An 18,153-nucleotide genomic window follows, 5' to 3' on the forward strand; every position below is an offset into this window, starting at 1 on the left:
GCTGGCACTCGCGTCCACCCTGCCCGGGTGCCCCATTGTGCAGCCCTTGCGGCCCCATATGATCGAACCCATGCGGATGACGAGCACCTTCGACGAGATGTGGGGTCGCGGGATGGGCCAGGCCCAGTCCAGCGACTGCGAGGATGCGGCGCCGGGGCTTCAGGTCCAGGCCGCCCGGCCCGGCCGGCTGACCCAGGCCCAGACCATGTACGAGGGTCTACGCCCGCCCTATCGGGCCTTCGACGACTGGCTGAGGGCCGAGAACCCGGCCCGGCTCCTCAAGAAGCAGCGCGAGGCCGAGGAGGTCTTCCGCCTGACCGGGATCACCTTCAACGTCTACGGCCGGGCCGAGGCGGCCGAGCGGCTCATCCCCTTCGACATCATCCCCCGCATCATCTCGGGCCGCGAATGGGCCCGCCTGTCGCGCGGGATCGAGCAGCGCGTCCGCGCCATCAACGCCTTCCTCCACGACATCTACCACCGGCAGGAGATCGTCCGCGCCGGCCGCATCCCCGTCGAGATGATCGCCCGCAACGCGGCCTTCCTGCCGCAGATGATCGGGATCGAGCCCCCGGGCGGCGTCTACACCCACATCGTGGGCATCGACCTCGTGCGCACCGGCGAGGACGAGTTCTTCGTGCTGGAGGACAACGCCCGCACGCCCTCGGGCGTGAGCTACATGCTCGAGAACCGGGAAACCATGTTCCAGATGTTCCCGGAGCTCTTCTCCCGGAACCGCGTGCGACCCGTCTCGAACTACCCGCGGAACCTGCGCCGCAGCCTCGCGGCCTGCGCCCCCGCGGCGACGGCGGGCGACCCGGTCGTGGCGGTCCTGACGCCCGGCCTCTACAACTCGGCCTATTACGAGCACAGCTTCCTCGCCGACAAGATGGGCGTGGAGCTGGTCGAAGGCCACGACCTGCGCGTGATGGACGGCCGCGTGGCGATGCGGACGACGACGGGCTACAAGCCCATCGACGTGCTCTATCGCCGGGTGGACGACGACTACCTCGACCCGCTGAACTTCAACCCTGACAGCGGGCTGGGCGTCCCCGGCATCTTTGATATCTACCGCGCGGGCGGCATTACCATCGCCAACGCGCCGGGCACCGGCATCGCCGACGACAAGGCGATCTACAGCTACATGCCGGACATCGTGCGCTTCTATACCGGCGAGGCGCCGATCCTGCAGAACGTCCCCACCTGGCGCTGCAACGAGCCCGCGGCGCTGGCCTACGTCCTCGACCACCTTCCCGAGCTGGTCGTCAAGGAGGTCCACGGCTCGGGCGGCTACGGGATGCTGGTGGGCCCCACCTCCTCCCGGAAGGAGATCGCGGCCTTCCGCGACAAGCTCCTCGCCCGGCCCGGCAACTACATCGCGCAGCCCACCTTGGCGCTCTCCACCGTGCCGATCTTCACCCGCGCGGGGCTCGCGCCGCGCCATGTGGACCTCCGTCCCTATGTCCTCGTCTCGCCCGAGGGGGTCACCATCACGCCCGGCGGCCTGACCCGCGTGGCGCTGCGCAAGGGCAGCCTCGTGGTGAACTCGTCGCAGGGCGGCGGCACCAAGGACACCTGGGTGCTGGAGGAATGATGCTGGGCAAGACCGCCGGCGGCCTCTACTGGATGTTCCGCTACCTGGAGCGGAGCGAGAACACCGCCCGCTTCGTCGCCGCCGGGCAGCGCATCGCGCTCACCCGGAGCCATGCGGACGACGAATGGACGGGCGTCCTGCAGACCACCGCGACCTGGGACGCCTACCGCGCCAAGCACGGCGAGGTCACGCAGGACGAGGCCGTGCACTGGATGCTCTGCGACCGCGACAACAGCTCCTCGGTGCTCCGCGTGGTCGAGGCCGCCCGCAACAACGCCCGCCTCGTGCGCACCGCCCTCACCCGCGAGGTCTGGGAAAGCGTCAACGAAAGCTGGATGATCCTCAAGGAGGCCCTGTCCCAGCGGGTGAGCGAGCGCGACCTGCCGCAGGTCCTCACCCTCGTCCGCCAGCGCTCGGCCCATGTGCGCGGTGCCTTCGCCGGCACCATGCTCAGGAACGACATCTACAACTTCGCGCGCCTGGGCACCTTCATCGAGCGCGCCGACAACACCGCGCGGCTCGTGGACGTGAAATCCTACGTGCTGCTCCCGTCCAGCCAGGCCGTGGGCTCCTCGCTCGACAACGTCCAGTGGGAGACGCTCCTGCGGTCCGTCTCGGCCGAGGGCGCCTACCGCATGACCTACGGCCAGGACGTGCGCGCTCGCAACATCGCGCAGTTCCTTCTCCTCGACCGGCGGATGCCCCGCAGCCTCGCCTTCTCGGTCGGCAAGCTCGTCGACAACTTCCACTTCCTGTCGGATTCGTACGGCACGCGCCCGCCCAGCGCCGCCCAGGCCCAGGCGCTGCACGACGACCTCCTGTCCTCCGGCATCGACGAGATCCTCGACCGGGGGCTCCACGACTACATTCAGGACGTCCTGCGCGGCGTGGCCGCCGTGGGCTCCCAGACCGAGGTGGACTACCGCTTCTATGCCTGATCCCCTGCGACTCACGGTCCGCCACGTCACCGCCTACGACTACGACGCCCCCGTGCCCTGGGGCCTCCAGCAGGTCCGGCTCACGCCCAAGCCCCACAAGTGGCAGCGCGTCCACCGCTGGAGCCTCGAGGTCGAGGGCGGGCGCAAGGAAGCCCACTTCGAGGACCAGCACCGCAATGCCGTCGATCTCGTGAGCCTCGAACCCGGCGCCACCGCACTCCGCCTGATCTGCGAGGGCGAGGTCGAGGTCACGGACACCGCCGGCATCGTCGGGCCGCACGGCGGCTTCTGCCCGCTCTGGCTCTTCGAGAAGCCCACCGCCCGCACCGAGGCCGGTCCCGCCTGCCTCCGCCTCGCGGAGGCCGTGCAGGCCGAGCCGCGCCCCCTCTTCCGCCTGCACGACCTGTCGGCCGCCGTCTCCGACGCCGTGCGCTACGAGACCGGCGTCTCCCATGTCGGCTGGACGGCCGAGGACGCGGTGACCGCCGGCCATGGCGTCTGCCAGGACCAGGCCCACGCCTTCATCGCCTGCGCCCGCGCGCTGGGCATCCCCGCCCGCTACGTCTCGGGCTACCTCCTGATGGAGCGCGAGGAGCAGGACGCCTCCCACGCCTGGGCCGAGGCCTGGCTTCCGGATCTGGGCTGGGTGGGCTTCGACCCCGCGAACCGCATTTCCCCCGACAGCCGCTACGTCCGCATCGCCACGGGGCTCGACTATGCCGAGGCCGCTCCTGTATCAGGCGCGCGGACCGGAACGGGCGGCGAGCGCCTGACCGTCGCCGTCGAGGTGCGGGCCCAGTAGGCCCGGAGGAGGCCGGATGACCTATTGCGTGGGGCTCAAGCTCAACCGCGGGCTCGTGTTCATGTCGGACACCCGCACCAACGCGGGCCTCGACAACATCTCCACCTACCGGAAGATGTTCACCTGGTCGGACGAGGGCGAAACGGTCATCACCGTCATGACAGCCGGCAACCTCGCCACCACCCAGTCCGTCATCTCGATGATCGACGAACGCAACCGCGCCCCCTCGGAGCGGCACCCGGCCATCCTCCAGCTCCCCTCGATGTTCCAGGTGGCCAAGTATGTCGGCAACACCCTGCGCGAGGTGATCGCCCAGCACGCCGAGGAGGGCCAGCGGGCGGAAAGCTACTTCAACGCCACGATCATCGTCGGCGGGCAGGTCAAGGGCAGCGAGCCGCGCCTGTTCCTCATCTACCCCGAGGGCAACTTCATCGAGGCCGGCGAGGACACGCCCTTCCTCCAGATCGGCGAGTTCAAGTACGGCCGCCCCATCCTCGTGCGCGCCTTCGACCCGGCCATGAGCTTCGAGGCCGCCGTGAAGCTCCTGCTCGTCAGCTTCGACTCGACCATCAAGGCCAATCTCTCCGTGGGCCTGCCCCTCGACCTCCAGATCTACGAGCGGGACTCGCTGCGGAAGGGCGTCCAGCGGCGCATCCGGGGCAACGACGCCTATTTCCAGACGATCAGCCACGGCTGGGGCGACGCGCTCAAGCAGGCCTTCGACTCGCTGCCCGACCTCGTGTTCTGACATGCGCGCCTATGTCCTGGGCGACATCCACGGCCAGATCGACCAGCTTCGTCGGGCGCACGCCCTGATCGCCGCCGACCGCGCCCGCACGGGCGAGGACGCCCCGATCATCCATCTGGGCGACCTGACCGACCGCGGCCCCGCCAGCCGCGACGTGATCGACTATCTCCTCGCAGGCCCCGTCGCGGGCGGCCGCTGGATCACGATCCGGGGCAACCACGACTTCATGTTCCGCCTCTTCCTCGACGACCCCACGGTGCAGGACCCGGGCCTGAACCCGGCCTACACCTGGCTCCACGACCGCCTGGGCGGACGCGACACCCTGCGCAGCTACGGCGTGGACGTGGCCGAGGACCGCCCTGTCGCCGACCTCTGGGCCGAGGCGCAGGGCCGCGTGCCCCTGCCGCACCGCGTCTTTCTCGACAACCTGCCGCTGCTCCACCGGACCGAATCCGCCGTCTTCGTCCATGCCGGCATCCGCCCCGGCGTGCCGCTGATCGCGCAGGAGCCCACCGACCTCATGTGGATCCGCCAGGGCTGGCTCGACGACCGATCCGACCACGGCCCGCTCGTCGTTCACGGCCATACCGCGCTCGACGCGCCGGTCCACTACGGCAACCGGGTGAACCTCGACGCGGGCGCGGGCTACGGCCGCCCCCTCGTGCCGGCGGTGGTCGAGGGGCGCGACGTCTGGCTCCTGACCGAGGAAGGACGCGACCCCCTCCTCCCGGACACCGCCCCGGCTATTTGAGCCGGATGGCGAAGTGCTTGCGGACCGGTTCCTCGACCCGCCAGGTGCCCTTGAACCCCGCCTCGACCACGAAGGCATCTCCGGGCGTCAGGGTCACGGGCTCGCCGCCGTCCTCGGTGATGACGATGCGCCCTTCGAGAAGGTGGACGAACTCGTAGGCGGCGTAGGTCGTGTGCCAAGTGCCCACCGTGGACTCCCAGGTGCCCGAGATGACGGTCCCGTCGGCGGCGGTGTGCTGGACCCAGGTCCTCATGCCGGGGTTCCCCTCCAGCTTGACCCAGCCCTTGAGATCCTCGGTCATCGGCTCGCCCTGCGGCTCACCCAGGCGCGTGACGTTCGGCATGGCGCTCCCTCCCCTTGCTGGCCGACCCGACATGGGCCTCCAAGTCACCGTGCAGAAAGCCCCCGTGCCGCTCCCCCGTCAATGGCCTCCCCCTGGCAACGTTTCCTTAACTGGACCGCGCGCTCCTCCCCCGGTTCGCGCAACACCCGGGTGGACGGGTTTACACTGGCATCGGATCGGAATTGGAATCGGTCCGACCAACAAGGGGGACATCATGGAGCAATGCTGGCGCTGGTTCGGGCCGCGTGACCCGATTCCGCTGTCGCATGTCCGGCAGGCGGGCGCGACGGGCATCGTGACGGCGATCCACGAGCACTACCGCGGCGAGGTCTGGCCCGAGGAGGCCATCGCCGAGCGCAAGGCAATCATCGAATCCGCCGGCCTGCGCTGGTCCGTGGTGGAAAGCATCCCCGTTCCCAACGCCATCAAGCTGGGCGGCGCCCCCGCGCAGGAGGCGACCACCGCCTTCGCCGAGACGATGCGACGCCTCGCCCATGCGGGGCTCAAGACCATCTGCTACAACTTCATGCCCGTCGTGGACTGGACGCGCACCGACCTGCGCCATCCCATGCCCTCGGGCGGCCTCGCGCTCCGCTTCGACATGACGGACTTCGTGGCCTACGACGCCTTCATCCTCGACCGCCCCGACGCCAACCGGGACTACGGCGAGGGCCTCCTCGCCGCCGCCGAGGCCCGCGCCGCAGCGCTCACGCCCGAGCAGGTCGAGCGGCTCGAACGCACCATCATCGCGGGCCTGCCGGGCGCCGAGGACAGCCATAGCCGGCAGGGCATCGCCGCCGTCATCGCCCGCTACCGCGACCTGAGCCCCGACGACCTGCGCGCCCACCTGCGAACATTCCACAAGACGGTCATCCCCCTCGCGCGGGAGCATGGCCTCCGCCTCTGCATCCATCCCGACGACCCGCCCTTCCCGCTCTTCGGCCTGCCGCGCGTGGTGTCCACCGCCGCCGACCTCGACGCCATCTTTGGCGCGGTGCCGGACCGCGAGAACGGCCTGACCTTCTGCGCGGGCAGCTTCGGCGCGCGGGCCGACAACGACCTGCCCGCGATGCTGGAGGCGCATCTCGACCGCGTCCACTTCGTCCACCTGCGCAACGTCAGCACCGACCCCGACGGCAGCTTCGTCGAGGACGATCACCTCGTGGGCAACGCCGACATGGTGCGGCTCCTGGCGCTCCTCCTTCAGGAGGAGGTCCGCCGCCGCGATGAAGGGCGAGCCGACGATCTCATCCCCTTCCGCCCCGACCACGGACATCTCCTCTTGGACGACCAGGACAAGACCACGCTCCCCGGCTACTCGGCCATCGGACGCCTCAAGGGCCTCGCGGAACTGCGCGGCATTCTCCAGACGCTCTCTCACCCGACCTACGGAGTCCTGCAATGACCCGCTTCCAGGGCCAGACCGCGCTGGTCACCGGGTCGAGCGGAATGGGCCTCGCCTCGGCCCTCCGCCTCGCCCGCGAGGGCGCGCGCGTCCATCTCTGCGGCGTGGACGAGGGCCTGAACGACAAGGCGCGCACGGCGGCGGGCGACCTGCCCATCGCCGTCCGCCGCGTCGACCTCACCCGTGACGAAGAAGTGGAGGCCTGGGTGCGCGAGGCGGCCGCGGCCGATGGCATCGACCACCTCGTCAACGCCGCCGGCATCCAGACCTACGGCGACCTGGATACGACCACCGTCGCCGACTGGGACAGGGTCATGGCCGTCAACCTCCGCGCCTTCTTCACCGCCAGCCACTTCGCCTGGCCCCACCTCAAGGCGAAGGGAAAAGGCGCGATCGTCCATATCTCCTCGGTCCAGGGCTTCGCCAACCAGCGAAACGTGCTGGGCTACGCCACGACCAAGGGCGCGGTGCACGCCATGACCCGCGCCATGGCCGTGGACTGTGCGCCGCACGGCGTCCGCGTGGTCTCGATCAGCCCCGGCTCGATTCGCACTCCGCTTTTGGAATTCGGCGCGAGCCAGCTCGCCGGGCCGGACGGCGACCCCGAAGAGGTGATCGCCATGTTCGGCCGCGCCCATCCCGTGGGCCGGATCGGGACGGCCGAGGAGGTCGCCAATCTCGTCGCCTGGCTTTGCTCCGACGAGGGCGCCTTCGTCACCGGCACGGACGTACGGATCGATGGCGGCCTCACGGCCCAGCTCGGCGTCTGACGACTCCCGAGGCCGCGCCATGATCCCGCCGTTCCGGCGGCCCTCGGGCCGCCACGCCCGTCCCTTGCCCCGATCAGCCCCCTGCGAGACGACCGAACCAGCCCTTGGGCTGCACCGGCCGCTTCTCGATGGCCGCCACGAAGCGCTCCACGAATCCGTCCGCCACCTTGCGGGCAGCCATCTCCACGAGGAAGTTCGGCATCTTGGCCAGCTTGCCCCCCAGTTCCGCACAGATGGACCAGGAGAGGCAGGTGCCGCGGCCTTCGGGGCGCAGCCGTATGCGCGCGGCCCCGGTGGCGTGGCCCGCCCCGCCGCCCGACCCGCCCCCGGTCAGGAGGCAACTGCGCGCCGGCTCGACCTCGGTCATGTCGAAGCGACCGGTCATCCGGGCCTCGATCCCGCCGACCGCCCGCGCCACCGTGATGTCGTAGCCCGTCTCCGGGCTCCCGGTCATGGTCTCGCAGCCGGGGATCAGCGCGCGCAGGAAGGCCGGGTCGGTCAGGGCGGTCCAGACCGCCTCGGGCGGCGCGGCGACGAGCTTCTCTCCGGTCAGCTGCATGACGGTCCTCCCTTGGCCCACCAAAATAGCCCGGCGGATAGTCGACGGCTAGGGGCCGAGGTCCGGCACCGGCCCGTCGCGTCCCGCCCGCGTCCAGGGCCGATCGCCCGACACCTCCTCGGCCGACACAAGCCTCAACGTCCCGTCCTCCACCCAGCCGGCCACGGCTCCGGTGCGCGCCAGGACGTCCGGGTCGAGCACGAGGCAGGGTCGCGCCCCGGCAGCCTGATCGGTCACGAGCAGATCCGCGCCACCGCACCCCGCGATTCCCGCCAGCGCCTTGGCTCCACGGACGAGCAGCACGGTCCGTCCTCCGACCGAGGCGCCGTAAAGACCATCGCCCCGATCAAGGCCAGGCCGTCCCGCCGCCTCGTCCGGCCCGGCCAGATCGCCGTCGTTCTCCAGCCAGCGCGCGACAACGAAGCTGTCGCCCGTGGGGCGCGACAGCGCTCGCCCGGCTTCGCCCTGCACCGCCAGGGTCCCGCCGGAGGGCGCGATCAGGAGATCGGGCCGTCCCGCCCCGGCCCAGAGCCCGAGCGCCAGCGCCATGCCCGCGGCCCCGCCCCAGCGCATCCGCCCGCGCCAGAGGATCAGGAGCAGGCCCGCCCCGGTGAAGAGCGGAAGGACCACCGGCGGCGGGGCCATGACGCTCGTCGCGGCCCCCTCCAGCCCCGCCACGAGGTCAGCCACGAGCAAGATCCAGCGGCAGCCAAGCTCCAGGATCAGGAGCGCGGGCTGGGTAATCCCGAGCCCCGCCCCAAGGCCAAGCAGCGCTGCACCCGGCATCACGAGAAAGCCCATGGCCGGCGCCGCGAGGACGTTGGACAGCAGGCCGTAGGCGGCGAAGCGGTTGAACTGCGCGCCGGCGTAGGGCGCCGTGGCCAGCCCCGCCACAAGGGAGGACAGGACCAGCATCGCAACAGGCGCCGCCCAGCGCCAGCGCCCGTTCCCTGTCCAGTTGGCCCGGCCGAGGATCACGCTGAGCGCCGTCACGGCCGCAAAGGACATCTGGAATCCCGCGTTCATCAGGCTCTCGGGCCGAAGTACCAGCACGATCAGCGCCGCGATCCCGACCGAGCGCAACGTGATCGCCTGCCGGTCGCAGAGCACCGCCCCGAGCATGACCGCCACCATGACGAAGGCGCGCTCGGTCGCCACGTCGCGCCCGGCGAGCGCGAGATAGAAGGTCGCCACCGGCAGCGCGACCAGCGCCGCCATCTTCTTACCGTTCACCCGCAGGGCCAGCGGCGGCACCAGCGCCACGGATGTCCGGACCAGCCCAAAGACAAAGGCCACCAGAAGGCCCATATGCGTCCCCGAGATCGAGACGAGGTGATACAGCCCCGAGTCGCGCATGACCTCGTTGGCCTGGGCCGAGATCCCGGAACGGTCGCCCGTCGCCATCGCCGCGGCGAGGCCGCCCGCATCCCCTTCGATCCGGGCCTTGATGCCATCGGACAGGCGCATCCGAAGCCGATGCAGCCACAGCCCGCCTCCGGGCGGCGCCCGGGTCAGCACGGGGGACTGGGTGTAGCCCACGGCCCCCAACCTTTCGAACCAGGCGGCGCGGCGGAAGTCGAAGTCTCCGGGCTCGGCCGGACCCGAGGGGGGCGCGAGATGCCCGGTCAGCATCACGACGCGCCCCGGCTCGGCCACCAGCCAGCGCTGGTCACCCCGCAGGGAGATGCGCACCCGCTCGGGCCTCCGTGCCGGATCGATGCCGTCCAGCACCACCCGGTCGAGCGTCAGCCGCAGCGCGTCCGAGGCCGAGCGGTCGATCTCGACGATCCGGCCTTCGATGGGGCCGTAATAGCGGAACTCCAGAACCGGCGCGGCGACGACCCAGGCGCGATGGCCCGCCAGCCCGACCCCAGAGGCGACCAGCGCCAGCACCCAGGCGAGTGGGACGAAGCCCGAGGGCAGGCGCCGGGCGAGCAGCAGGCCCAGCACACCGGCAAGAGCCACCGCGATCCAGCCGGTCTGGCCCGGCTCTGCCGGCAGGGCGAAGTAGAGGCCCATCCCCGTCCCCAATGCCACGGGCGCCCAAGGCAGGAGATGCCCCCTCTGCGCCAGCAACCCCGCCTCGGCCAAGGCGAGCAGGTATCGGAGATGCCCCGGCCCTGCTGCCGTCCCCGAGGCGTCCCCCGCAAGGTCCACTTGTCCTGCCCTCAACCGCTCAGTAATCCGCAGCCGCGAGACTAGACCCCGAATGGTGAACGAGAGGTTAACCGACATGCCCGACACGCCGATCGTGACCCGCTTCGCGCCCTCGCCCACGGGCGCGCTCCATATCGGGGGCGCCCGCACGGCGCTCTTCAACTGGCTCTTCGCCCGGGGACGCGGAGGCACCTTCCTCCTGCGGATCGAGGACACCGACCGCGCCCGCTCCACGCCCGAGAACAGGCAGAAGATCCTCGACGGCCTGACCTGGCTCGGCCTCGACTGGGACGGCGAGCCCATCAGCCAGTTCGAGCGCGCCGGCCGCCATGCCGAGGTCGCGCGGGAGATGCTGGCCAAGGGCGCGGCCTACAGGTGCTTCGCCACGCCCGAGGAGATCGAGGCCTTCCGCGAACAGGCCCGCGCCGAGGGTCGTTCGACCCTTTATCGCTCGCCCTGGCGGGACGTGCCCGAGGCCGAACACCCTGATGCACCTTTCGTCATCCGCATCAAAGCCCCGCGGGACGGGGCGACGACCATCCGCGACGCGGTGCAGGGCGAGGTCACGATCCAGAACGACCAGCTTGACGACATGGTGGTGCTGCGGGCGGACGGCACGCCGCTCTACATGCTGGCGGTCGTGGTGGACGACCACGACATGGGCGTGACCCATGTGATCCGGGGTGACGACCACCTGACCAATGCCTTCCGCCAGAAGATGATCTACGAGGCGATGGGCTGGCCGGTCCCCGTGATGGCGCATGTGCCGCTGATCTTCGGGCCCGACGGCAAGAAGCTGTCCAAGCGCCATGGCGCCACCGCCACCGCCGATTATCAGGCGATGGGCTATCTTGCCTCGGCGATGCGCAACTACCTCGCCCGCCTGGGCTGGAGCCACGGCGACATGGAGGTCTTCACCGACGAGGAGGCCATGGCCGTCTTCTCGCTTGATGGAATCGGCAAGTCGCCTGCCCGGTTCGACTTCAAGAAGCTGGAGAACCTGTCGGGGCAGCACATGGCGCGCACGCCCGACGACAGACTGTTGACGGAGCTCGACGCCTTCCTTGCGGCCACGGGCCAGCCGCCCATCCCCGGGGTCCATCGGGAGCGGTTGAGTAAGGCCCTGCCTTTCGCCAAGGCCAAGGCCCGGACGCTTCCGCAACTTCTGGAGCAGGCGCACTTCGCACTTGTCGAGCGCCCCCTCGACATCGACACGGCCGCGGCCAAATCGCTCGATCCGGTATCCCACGGTATACTGGCGGATTTGACGCCGCGTCTGCGAAATGCTAGCTGGGACCGCGAGGCCCTCGAGGGGGTCGTGGCGGCTGGGGCACAGGCGCACGGGACGACGCTCGGCAAGTTGGCCGGACCGCTTCGGGCGGCGCTGGCCGGACGAACCGTGGCGCCCAGCGTGTTCGATATAATGCTGGTCCTCGGCCGGGACGAGACCATCGCGCGACTTCACGACACCTTAGCACGCCAGGGGTAGAGAGACCGTGGAACAACAGAGGGGCGCCTTCATGGCCGACAACAGGACCGCCACGCTCACCATCGACGGCAAGGAATATTCCCTGCCGATCCTGAGCCCCACCGAGGGGCCCGAATGCCTCGACATCCGCAAGCTCTACGGCCAGGCGGACGTCTTCACCTACGATCCCGGCTTCACCTCGACGGCGGCCTGCGACTCGACCATCACCTTCATCGACGGCGACCAGGGCATCCTGACCCATCGGGGCTACCCGATCGAGCAGCTCGCCGAGAAGTCGCACTATCTCGAGGTCTGCTACGTCCTCCTGTACGGGGAACTCCCCTCGGCCGCCGAGCTCGAGAAGTTCGAGAGCACGGTGACGCGTCACACCATGATCCACGAGCAGATGCACAACTTCTTCCGGGGCTTCCGGCGGGACGCGCATCCGATGGCGACCATGGTGGGCGTGGTCGGCGCCATGTCGGCCTTCTACCACGACAGCCTCGACATCAACGACCCGCGCCAGCGCGAGATCGCGGCCTACCGGTTGATCGCCAAGATGCCCACGATCGCGGCGATGGCCTACAAGTACTCGATCGGCCAGCCCTTCGTGTATCCGCGCAACGACCTCGACTACGCGGCGAACTTCCTGCACATGTGCTTCGCCGTCCCGGCCGAGCCCTATGACGTGAACCCGATCCTGGCCCGCGCGATGGACCGGATCTTCACGCTGCACGCCGATCACGAGCAGAACGCCTCGACCTCGACGGTGCGCCTCGCCTCCTCCTCGGGTGCCAACCCCTTCGCCTGCATCGCGGCGGGCATCGCCTGCCTTTGGGGCCCCGCGCATGGTGGCGCCAACCAGGCGACACTCGAGATGCTGCGCGAGATCGGGACCGTAGACCGCATCCCCGACTTCATCGAGAAGGTGAAGGACAAGTCGTCGAACGTGCGGCTGATGGGCTTCGGCCACCGGGTCTACAAGAACTTCGACCCGCGCGCGAAGGTGATGAAGCAGACCGCCGACGAGGTGCTGGAACTGCTGGGCGTCCACGACAATCCGCTCCTCCAGGTCGCGCAGGAGCTGGAGCGCATCGCGCTGCAGGACGACTACTTCGTGAGCCGCAAGCTCTACCCCAACGTCGATTTCTATTCCGGCATCATCCTCGAGGCGATGGGCTTCCCGACCTCCATGTTCACGCCGATCTTCGCCCTTGCGCGCACCGTCGGCTGGATCTCGCAGTGGAAGGAACAGCTCGCGGACCCGCAGCTCAAGATCGGTCGCCCGCGGCAGCTCTATCTCGGCCACTCGCTGCGCGACTATGTGGAGATCGAGAGCCGCTGAGGCTCTCGATCATCCATCGACACCACGGCCGCCCAACCGGGCGGCCGTTCTCGTTCATTAGATCGCAAGTCAGCGCCCTAGAAGATCGTCGAGACGGGCGCGTTCTTCGGGTGACAGGCCCTCGGCTTCCGGGGCGGCGCTGCGTCCCCGGACAACGGCCCATCCAATGCCGAGCCCCGCCAGAAGCATCAGCGGCCCGGCCAGCCAGAGGACGAGGTTGGCGCCCTCCGCCGTGGGGCGGAGAAGGACGTATTCCCCGTAGCGGGCGACCACCGCCGCGCGGATCTGGTCGTCGCTGTCGCCAGCCACCAGCCGCTCGCGCACGAGGAGGCGGATGTCGCGGGCGACCTCGGCGTGGGACTCGTCGATCGACTCGTTGCGGCAGACCGGGCAGCGCAGTCCGTCCGAGATCGTGCGGGCGCGGGCCTCGAGTGCGGGATCGTCCAGGACCTCGCCGGGCTCGACGGCGAGCAGCATCGTGGGCCAGAGGAGGAGCGCGAAAAGAAGCCCGCGCATCATTCGGCCGCCACGACCGCACCCCGAGGCGCCTTGGCCGCGCCGGCCGCGACGCGCAGGCGCCGGTCCGAAAGCGACAGGACGCCACCCAAGGCCATCAGGATCGAGCCCCCCCAGATCCAGTTCGCGAAGGGCTTGACGTAGGTGCGGATCGCATAGCCGCCGTCCTGCTGGGGGTCGCCCAGCACGACATACACGTCACGGAGCACGCCGTTGTCAATGGCGGCCTCGGTCGTGGGCATGGCGGCCACGGGGTAGAAGCGCTTTTCCGGGTGGAGCCGCGCGACCTCGCGCCCGTTGCGCATGACCGTCACGTCGCCCATCAGGCTGCGGTAGTTCGGGCCAGGCACATCGTCGACAGCGTTGAGCGTCAGCGTGTAGGCACCGACATCGAAGCTTTGGCCGAGCTGCGCGGTGCGGATGTCCTCCTCCTGCCAGGCCATCAGGAGCGAGATGCCGAGCATGGTGATCCCGAGGCCCGCATGGGCGACGGCCTTGCCCCAGTCGGCGCGCGGCAGCCGCAGGAGGCGCGAGGCGCCCGAGCGGCCGGTGCGCTGCCAGAGGTCCACCGCCGCGCCGGCGATGATCCAGACGGCCAGAGCGGCCCCGACAGGTGCCAGGATCGAACGGCCCGTGCTCAGGGTCCAAGCCAGCGCCGCGACGGCGAAGGCCAGCAGGAGCGCCGGCAGCAGCACCCGCAGGCTGCGGGACAGGTCGCCACGTTTCCAGGCCAGGAGGCTGCCGACCGGCAGGACGATCGCGAGGACGACCATGAAGGGAGTGAAGGCAGCCTCGAAGAAGGGCGGGCCGACCGACAGGGTGCGGCCCAGGATCATCTCGGCCACGAGGGGCCAGAGGGTGCCCACGAAGACCACGAAGGCCGACACCGCGAGCAGGATGTTGTTGAGGACGAGCCCGGCCTCGCGGCTCACCACGCCGAAGACGCCCTTGGCTTCCATCGCCGAAGCGCGGGCGGCGTAGAGCGTGAGCGCGCCGCCGGTGAAGAACGCCAGGATCGCCAAGATGAACACGCCGCGCGTCGGATCGGTGGCGAAGGCATGGACCGAGGTGATGATCCCCGAACGCACGATGAAGGTGCCGAGCAGCGAGAAGCCGAAGGCGAGGATGGCAAGAAGGATCGTCCAGCTCTTGAGCGCCTCGCGCTTCTCGACCACGATGGCGGAATGCAGGAGCGCGGCGGCCAGGAGCCAGGGCATGAAGCTCGCGTTCTCGACCGGGTCCCAGAACCAGAAGCCGCCCCATCCCAACTCGTAGTAGGCCCACCACGAGCCCAGCGCGATGCCGATCGTCAGGAAAATCCAGGCGGCGAGCGTCCAGGGGCGGACCCAGCGCGCCCAGGCGGCGTCCACCTTGCCTTCGATGAGCGCGGCCACCGCGAAGGAGAAGGCCATCGAGAGGCCGACATAACCCAGGTAGAGGAAGGGCGGATGGAAGGCGAGGCCGGGGTCCTGCAGCAGCGGGTTGAGGTCGCGACCGTCCATCGGCGCCACGTCGAGCCGCAGGAACGGGTTCGAGGTCAGGAGGATGAACAGGAGGAAGGCCACGCCGACGCTGGACTGGATGGCGAGGACGCGGGCCTTGAGCGGCAGAGGAAGGTTCTGGCCGAACCATCCCGCGGCGGCGCCGAAGCCAGCCAGGATCAGGATCCAGAGGAGGAGCGAGCCTTCGTGGTTCCCCCAGACGCCGGAGATCTTGTAGAGCCAGGGCTTGGCCGAGTGCGAGTTCGCGTAGACGAGCTGCACCGAAAAGTCCGAGGCCAGGAAGGCCCAGGTGACCGCCACGAAGGAAAAGGCGATCAGGAGGAACTGGGTGGTCGCCGCGGGGGCGGCGAGTTCCATCCAGCCGCGCCAGCCCTTGTGGGCGCCGACCAGCGGCACGACCATCTGGATCAGCGCGACCCCGAGGGCGAGGATGAGGGCGAAGTGTCCGAGCTCTACGATCATGGGATGCATATACCGGTTGAGCCCCGTCGCATAAAGCGCCGAGCGACGGGGCAGATCGTCACGGGCGGCCCCCGCGCCAGTCGGCGAGCGCGGCATTGGGACCGGGGACGAGGGTGTCGAGGGTGAGCGTCGCATCCGGCCCGGGCGCGGCGACGGCCGGGGTGCCGGCGGAAGGCGCGGGATCGGGAACCGGGGCGGCCACCGACAGGATCTCGCGCTGGAACTCCTGCGCATGGGCCTGGACTCGGGCACCAAAGTGCAGCGACAGGACGGCGCCGACCAGCCACCACAGCGCCTCGGGCATCCGGGCCAGCGCCTCCATGCGGGCGGCGAACCAGTCGGGTGCGATCAGGGCGGCGGCGAAGAGGGCCAGTGTGCCGAGCGTGGCGAGCGGGCGCGGCAGGCGGTTCAGGGCGTCCACGAGCCGGTCGAAGGCGGCGCGTGGGCGGGCGTCGAGCCGCAGCACGGGGGGCGGCAGGCCCTGCGCCTCGGCGTGACGGCGGAGGCCTTCGGCGATCTCCAGGGATCTGGGAGCGGCCAGCCAGCGGAGCGGGTTCGTGGTCAGCGCCATGCCTTGGTCCTTTCGCGGTGCTCGGCCTCGGTGAAATGGTAGCGGGGGTGGATGAAGGACTCGGCCCGGGTGATCCAGCCGCCCTTGCCGCCGTCGCGGCGCCGGCAGAAGGCGCGCGAGACCGGCCGGCGGTCGCCTACCGCGTAATAGTAATTGCGCCGGGCGATCCCGTAGGCGCACGCGATGTGGTTGGGCGCGGCCTGGGCGGCGGCGCGGGCGGCGGCGGCGGTCCGGGAGCCGATCACGCCGTCCACGGCGCAGGGGAAGCCCATGTCGTTCAGCATCCGCTGAAGAAGCCGCACGGCCTGGCGGCCCGCGTTCACCTGCATGTCGAAGACGCCGGGCTGGAGCGCGGGCGGCAGCTCGTGGAGGCGCGGCGCGAGGAAGTAGTGCTGCACGAAGATGTCGGCCGCCTGTTCGGGCGTGAGGCGGCGCAGGTCGGCGGCGGTCGTGCGCCCGTCCCCGTCGAGGTCGAGGCGCAGGCGTTTCAGGGTGGCGAGCGTGACGCCGTGGTTCGTCTGGCCCCCGGGGTCGCCGGGGTGGTCGGACCAGCCGCCCTCTCGGGCGACGATCTCTCGGGCAATGTCATGGACGGATGGCATGGGGGTCCCCTGCTGTTGCGGCTGGGGACAGGTTCACATGCGAGGGTTAACGGTTTCTTCGACCACCGAACGGTCCACCCCCGATTCGCGCAACACCCCTAGTTGGTGACGGGCGCGGCCTGGTGCCCGGCGTCGGGCGCCTGGGGATCGACGTAGACGCCCTGGTCCTTGAGCGCGTCGATGACCTCCTTGGGCATGTAGGTCTCGTCGTGTTTGGCGAGGATCTCGGACGCCTCGAAGGTGCCGTCCACGTAGCGGCCCTGCCCGACCATGCCCTGCCCTTCCTCGAAGAGGTCGGGAAGGATGCCGGTGTAGGTCACGGGGATCGAGGCGCCGCCGTCGGTGACGCGGAAGCTGACGGTCTCGCCCTCGCCCCGGACGAGGCTGCCCTCCTCGACGAGGCCGCCGATGCGGAAGACCTCGGTCGCGACGGGCGGCTCGGCGAGGATCTGCGCGGGCGAGCGGAAGAAGTTGATGCCGTCGCGCATGGCGTAGCCGATGAGGCCCGTCGAGAGAGCCAGCGATCCCGCCGCGAGGACGATGATTTGGATGCGGCGCTTCTTCTTGAGGGGCATCATGGCGGGAACCTCAGGGGAAGATCGGGGCGAGCATCAGCCCCAGGGTTTCGTCGAGCCCGAGCATCAGGTTGGCGTTCTGGAGCGCCTGGCCCGAGGAGCCCTTGTTCAGGTTGTCGAGCGTGGAGACCACGAGAGTGCGGCCCGCCACCCGGTCGCCCACGACGCCCAGGTGGACGAAGTTGGAGCCCTGGACGTGGGACATGGCGGGCAGTTCCCCCATGGGCAGGACGATGCAGAAGGGCTCGTCGGCGTAGCGGGCCTGGAGCGCGGCGTGGATCGCCTGCGGGTCGCCCTTGACGTAGCACGAGGCAAGGATGCCGCGGTTCACCGGGACGAGGTGGGGCGTGAAGAGGATGCGGACCTCGCGCCCCACCAGCGCCGAGAACTCCTGGTCGAATTCGCCCAGGTGGCGGTGCCGGCCGCCCTGGCTGTAGCCGGCCACGTCCTCGGAGCGTTCCGCGAAGAGCATGTTCTCCTTGAGCGAGCGGCCCGCGCCGGAGATGCCGTTCTTGAGGTCGCAGACGATGTCGTCGAGGTCGATGAGACGGGCTTCGATGAGCGGACGCAGCGCGAACTGGACGGTCGCGGCGTTGCAGCCCGTGCCGGCCACGAGGCGGGCGGCGCGGATCCGGTCGCGGTAGAACTCGGTCAGGCCGTACACGGCCTCGGGCTGAAGCTCGGGCGCGACGTGGTCGGCGCCGTACCAGCTCTTGTAGCCCTCGGGGGTGAGGCGGAAGTCGGCGCCGAGGTCCACGACCTTGAGCTTCGGGGGAAGCTCCTTGACCAGCGCCTGGCTCAGGCCGTGGGGCAGCGCCACGAAGGCGAGGTCGATGCCGGAAAAATCCACCTGCTCGATGGTGGTGAGCCTGGGCAGGTCGAGGTGGCGCAGGTGGGGGAAGACCTGCGCCATGGGTTGCCCCGCCTTGCGGTCGGCCGTCAGCGCCGCGATGCGCATCATGGGATGCGTGGCGATGAGGCGGACAAGCTCCGCCCCCGTGTAGCCCGAGGCGCCAAGGATGGCGACGTTGACGGTCATGCGAGT

Annotated in this window: 18 protein-coding genes; 9 read left to right on the forward strand and 9 right to left on the reverse strand. The window is 69.9% G+C overall.

Annotated features, from left to right (window positions below):
- The first annotated feature begins 205 nt into the window (after positions 1–205).
- The 5 genes from FHG71_RS05675 to FHG71_RS05695 are packed head-to-tail and all read left to right on the forward strand — an operon-like array spanning position 206 to position 4,833.
- Positions 206–1,594, forward strand: a complete 1,389-nt coding sequence (locus FHG71_RS05675) for a circularly permuted type 2 ATP-grasp protein (RefSeq protein WP_139080811.1) — start codon at positions 206–208, stop codon at positions 1,592–1,594.
- Positions 1,594–2,532, forward strand: coding sequence for an alpha-E domain-containing protein (locus tag FHG71_RS05680; protein ID WP_139080657.1), 939 nt, complete (start codon positions 1,594–1,596; stop codon positions 2,530–2,532). The genes FHG71_RS05675 and FHG71_RS05680 overlap by 1 nt, the downstream gene beginning before the upstream one ends.
- A complete protein-coding gene (locus FHG71_RS05685) occupies positions 2,525–3,334 on the forward strand; it encodes a transglutaminase family protein (protein WP_246045357.1) in 810 nt (269 codons plus the stop codon). The genes FHG71_RS05680 and FHG71_RS05685 overlap by 8 nt, the downstream gene beginning before the upstream one ends.
- A 16-nt stretch (positions 3,335–3,350) precedes the next feature.
- Complete coding sequence (locus tag FHG71_RS05690; protein WP_139080658.1) at positions 3,351–4,082, forward strand: proteasome-type protease; 732 nt, start codon at positions 3,351–3,353, stop codon at positions 4,080–4,082.
- Position 4,083: 1 nt separating this feature from the next.
- A complete protein-coding gene (locus tag FHG71_RS05695; RefSeq protein WP_139080659.1) occupies positions 4,084–4,833 on the forward strand; it encodes a metallophosphoesterase in 750 nt (249 codons plus the stop codon).
- Here the strand turns inward: FHG71_RS05695 and FHG71_RS05700 are convergent.
- A complete protein-coding gene (locus FHG71_RS05700; protein WP_139080660.1) occupies positions 4,826–5,176 on the reverse strand; it encodes a cupin domain-containing protein in 351 nt (116 codons plus the stop codon). The two genes, FHG71_RS05695 and FHG71_RS05700, sit on opposite strands and share 8 nt — an antisense overlap.
- A 214-nt stretch (positions 5,177–5,390) precedes the next feature.
- Here FHG71_RS05700 and uxuA point away from each other — a divergent pair, with 214 nt between their 5' ends.
- The gene (gene uxuA, locus FHG71_RS05705; protein WP_139080661.1) at positions 5,391–6,581 is read left to right on the forward strand and encodes a mannonate dehydratase; all 1,191 of its coding nucleotides are present in this window, start codon (positions 5,391–5,393) and stop codon (positions 6,579–6,581) included.
- The gene (locus FHG71_RS05710; protein ID WP_139080662.1) at positions 6,578–7,351 is read left to right on the forward strand and encodes an SDR family NAD(P)-dependent oxidoreductase; all 774 of its coding nucleotides are present in this window, start codon (positions 6,578–6,580) and stop codon (positions 7,349–7,351) included. Before uxuA ends, FHG71_RS05710 begins: the two co-directional genes overlap by 4 nt.
- A 73-nt stretch (positions 7,352–7,424) precedes the next feature.
- Here the strand turns inward: FHG71_RS05710 and FHG71_RS05715 are convergent, their stop codons facing one another.
- Together FHG71_RS05715 and FHG71_RS05720 are read right to left on the reverse strand one after the other, a co-directional pair.
- Positions 7,425–7,910, reverse strand: coding sequence for an SRPBCC family protein (locus FHG71_RS05715; protein WP_139080663.1), 486 nt, complete (start codon positions 7,908–7,910; stop codon positions 7,425–7,427).
- 48 nt (positions 7,911–7,958) lie between these two features.
- Positions 7,959–10,067 (reverse strand): ComEC/Rec2 family competence protein, encoded by a 2,109-nt coding sequence (locus tag FHG71_RS05720; protein ID WP_246045358.1) that lies wholly within the window; start codon positions 10,065–10,067, stop codon positions 7,959–7,961.
- A 76-nt stretch (positions 10,068–10,143) separates the two neighbouring features.
- Between FHG71_RS05720 and gltX the strand changes: the two genes are divergently transcribed.
- Together gltX and FHG71_RS05730 are read left to right on the forward strand one after the other, a co-directional pair.
- Positions 10,144–11,556, forward strand: a complete 1,413-nt coding sequence (gltX, locus tag FHG71_RS05725) for a glutamate--tRNA ligase (protein ID WP_139080664.1) — start codon at positions 10,144–10,146, stop codon at positions 11,554–11,556.
- Between the two features lie 31 nt (positions 11,557–11,587).
- Positions 11,588–12,880, forward strand: coding sequence for a citrate synthase (locus FHG71_RS05730; protein WP_139080665.1), 1,293 nt, complete (start codon positions 11,588–11,590; stop codon positions 12,878–12,880).
- Between the two features lie 69 nt (positions 12,881–12,949).
- Here the strand turns inward: FHG71_RS05730 and FHG71_RS05735 are convergent, their stop codons facing one another.
- The 6 genes from FHG71_RS05735 to argC form a co-directional block, all read right to left on the reverse strand.
- A complete protein-coding gene (locus FHG71_RS05735) occupies positions 12,950–13,396 on the reverse strand; it encodes a cytochrome c-type biogenesis protein (protein ID WP_176559303.1) in 447 nt (148 codons plus the stop codon).
- On the reverse strand, positions 13,396–15,360 hold the full coding sequence (locus FHG71_RS05740) for a heme lyase CcmF/NrfE family subunit (RefSeq protein ID WP_139080667.1): 1,965 nt from the start codon (positions 15,358–15,360) through the stop codon (positions 13,396–13,398). Before FHG71_RS05740 ends, FHG71_RS05735 begins: the two co-directional genes overlap by 1 nt.
- Before the next feature lie 58 nt (positions 15,361–15,418).
- Positions 15,419–15,931: a 3TM-type holin gene (locus FHG71_RS05745; protein ID WP_139080668.1), complete on the reverse strand. Its 513-nt coding sequence runs from the start codon at positions 15,929–15,931 to the stop codon at positions 15,419–15,421.
- Positions 15,922–16,533 (reverse strand): holin-associated N-acetylmuramidase, encoded by a 612-nt coding sequence (locus FHG71_RS05750; protein ID WP_139080669.1) that lies wholly within the window; start codon positions 16,531–16,533, stop codon positions 15,922–15,924. The genes FHG71_RS05745 and FHG71_RS05750 overlap by 10 nt, the downstream gene beginning before the upstream one ends.
- 98 nt (positions 16,534–16,631) lie before the next feature.
- Positions 16,632–17,111, reverse strand: coding sequence for a cytochrome c maturation protein CcmE (gene ccmE, locus FHG71_RS05755; RefSeq protein WP_139080670.1), 480 nt, complete (start codon positions 17,109–17,111; stop codon positions 16,632–16,634).
- A gap of 10 nt (positions 17,112–17,121) precedes the next feature.
- Complete coding sequence (gene argC, locus FHG71_RS05760; protein ID WP_139080671.1) at positions 17,122–18,147, reverse strand: N-acetyl-gamma-glutamyl-phosphate reductase; 1,026 nt, start codon at positions 18,145–18,147, stop codon at positions 17,122–17,124.
- Positions 18,148–18,153: the final 6 nt, after the last annotated feature.

Source organism: Rubellimicrobium roseum (assembly GCF_006152145.1).
Taxonomy (GTDB): Bacteria; Pseudomonadota; Alphaproteobacteria; order Rhodobacterales; family Rhodobacteraceae; genus Rubellimicrobium; species Rubellimicrobium roseum.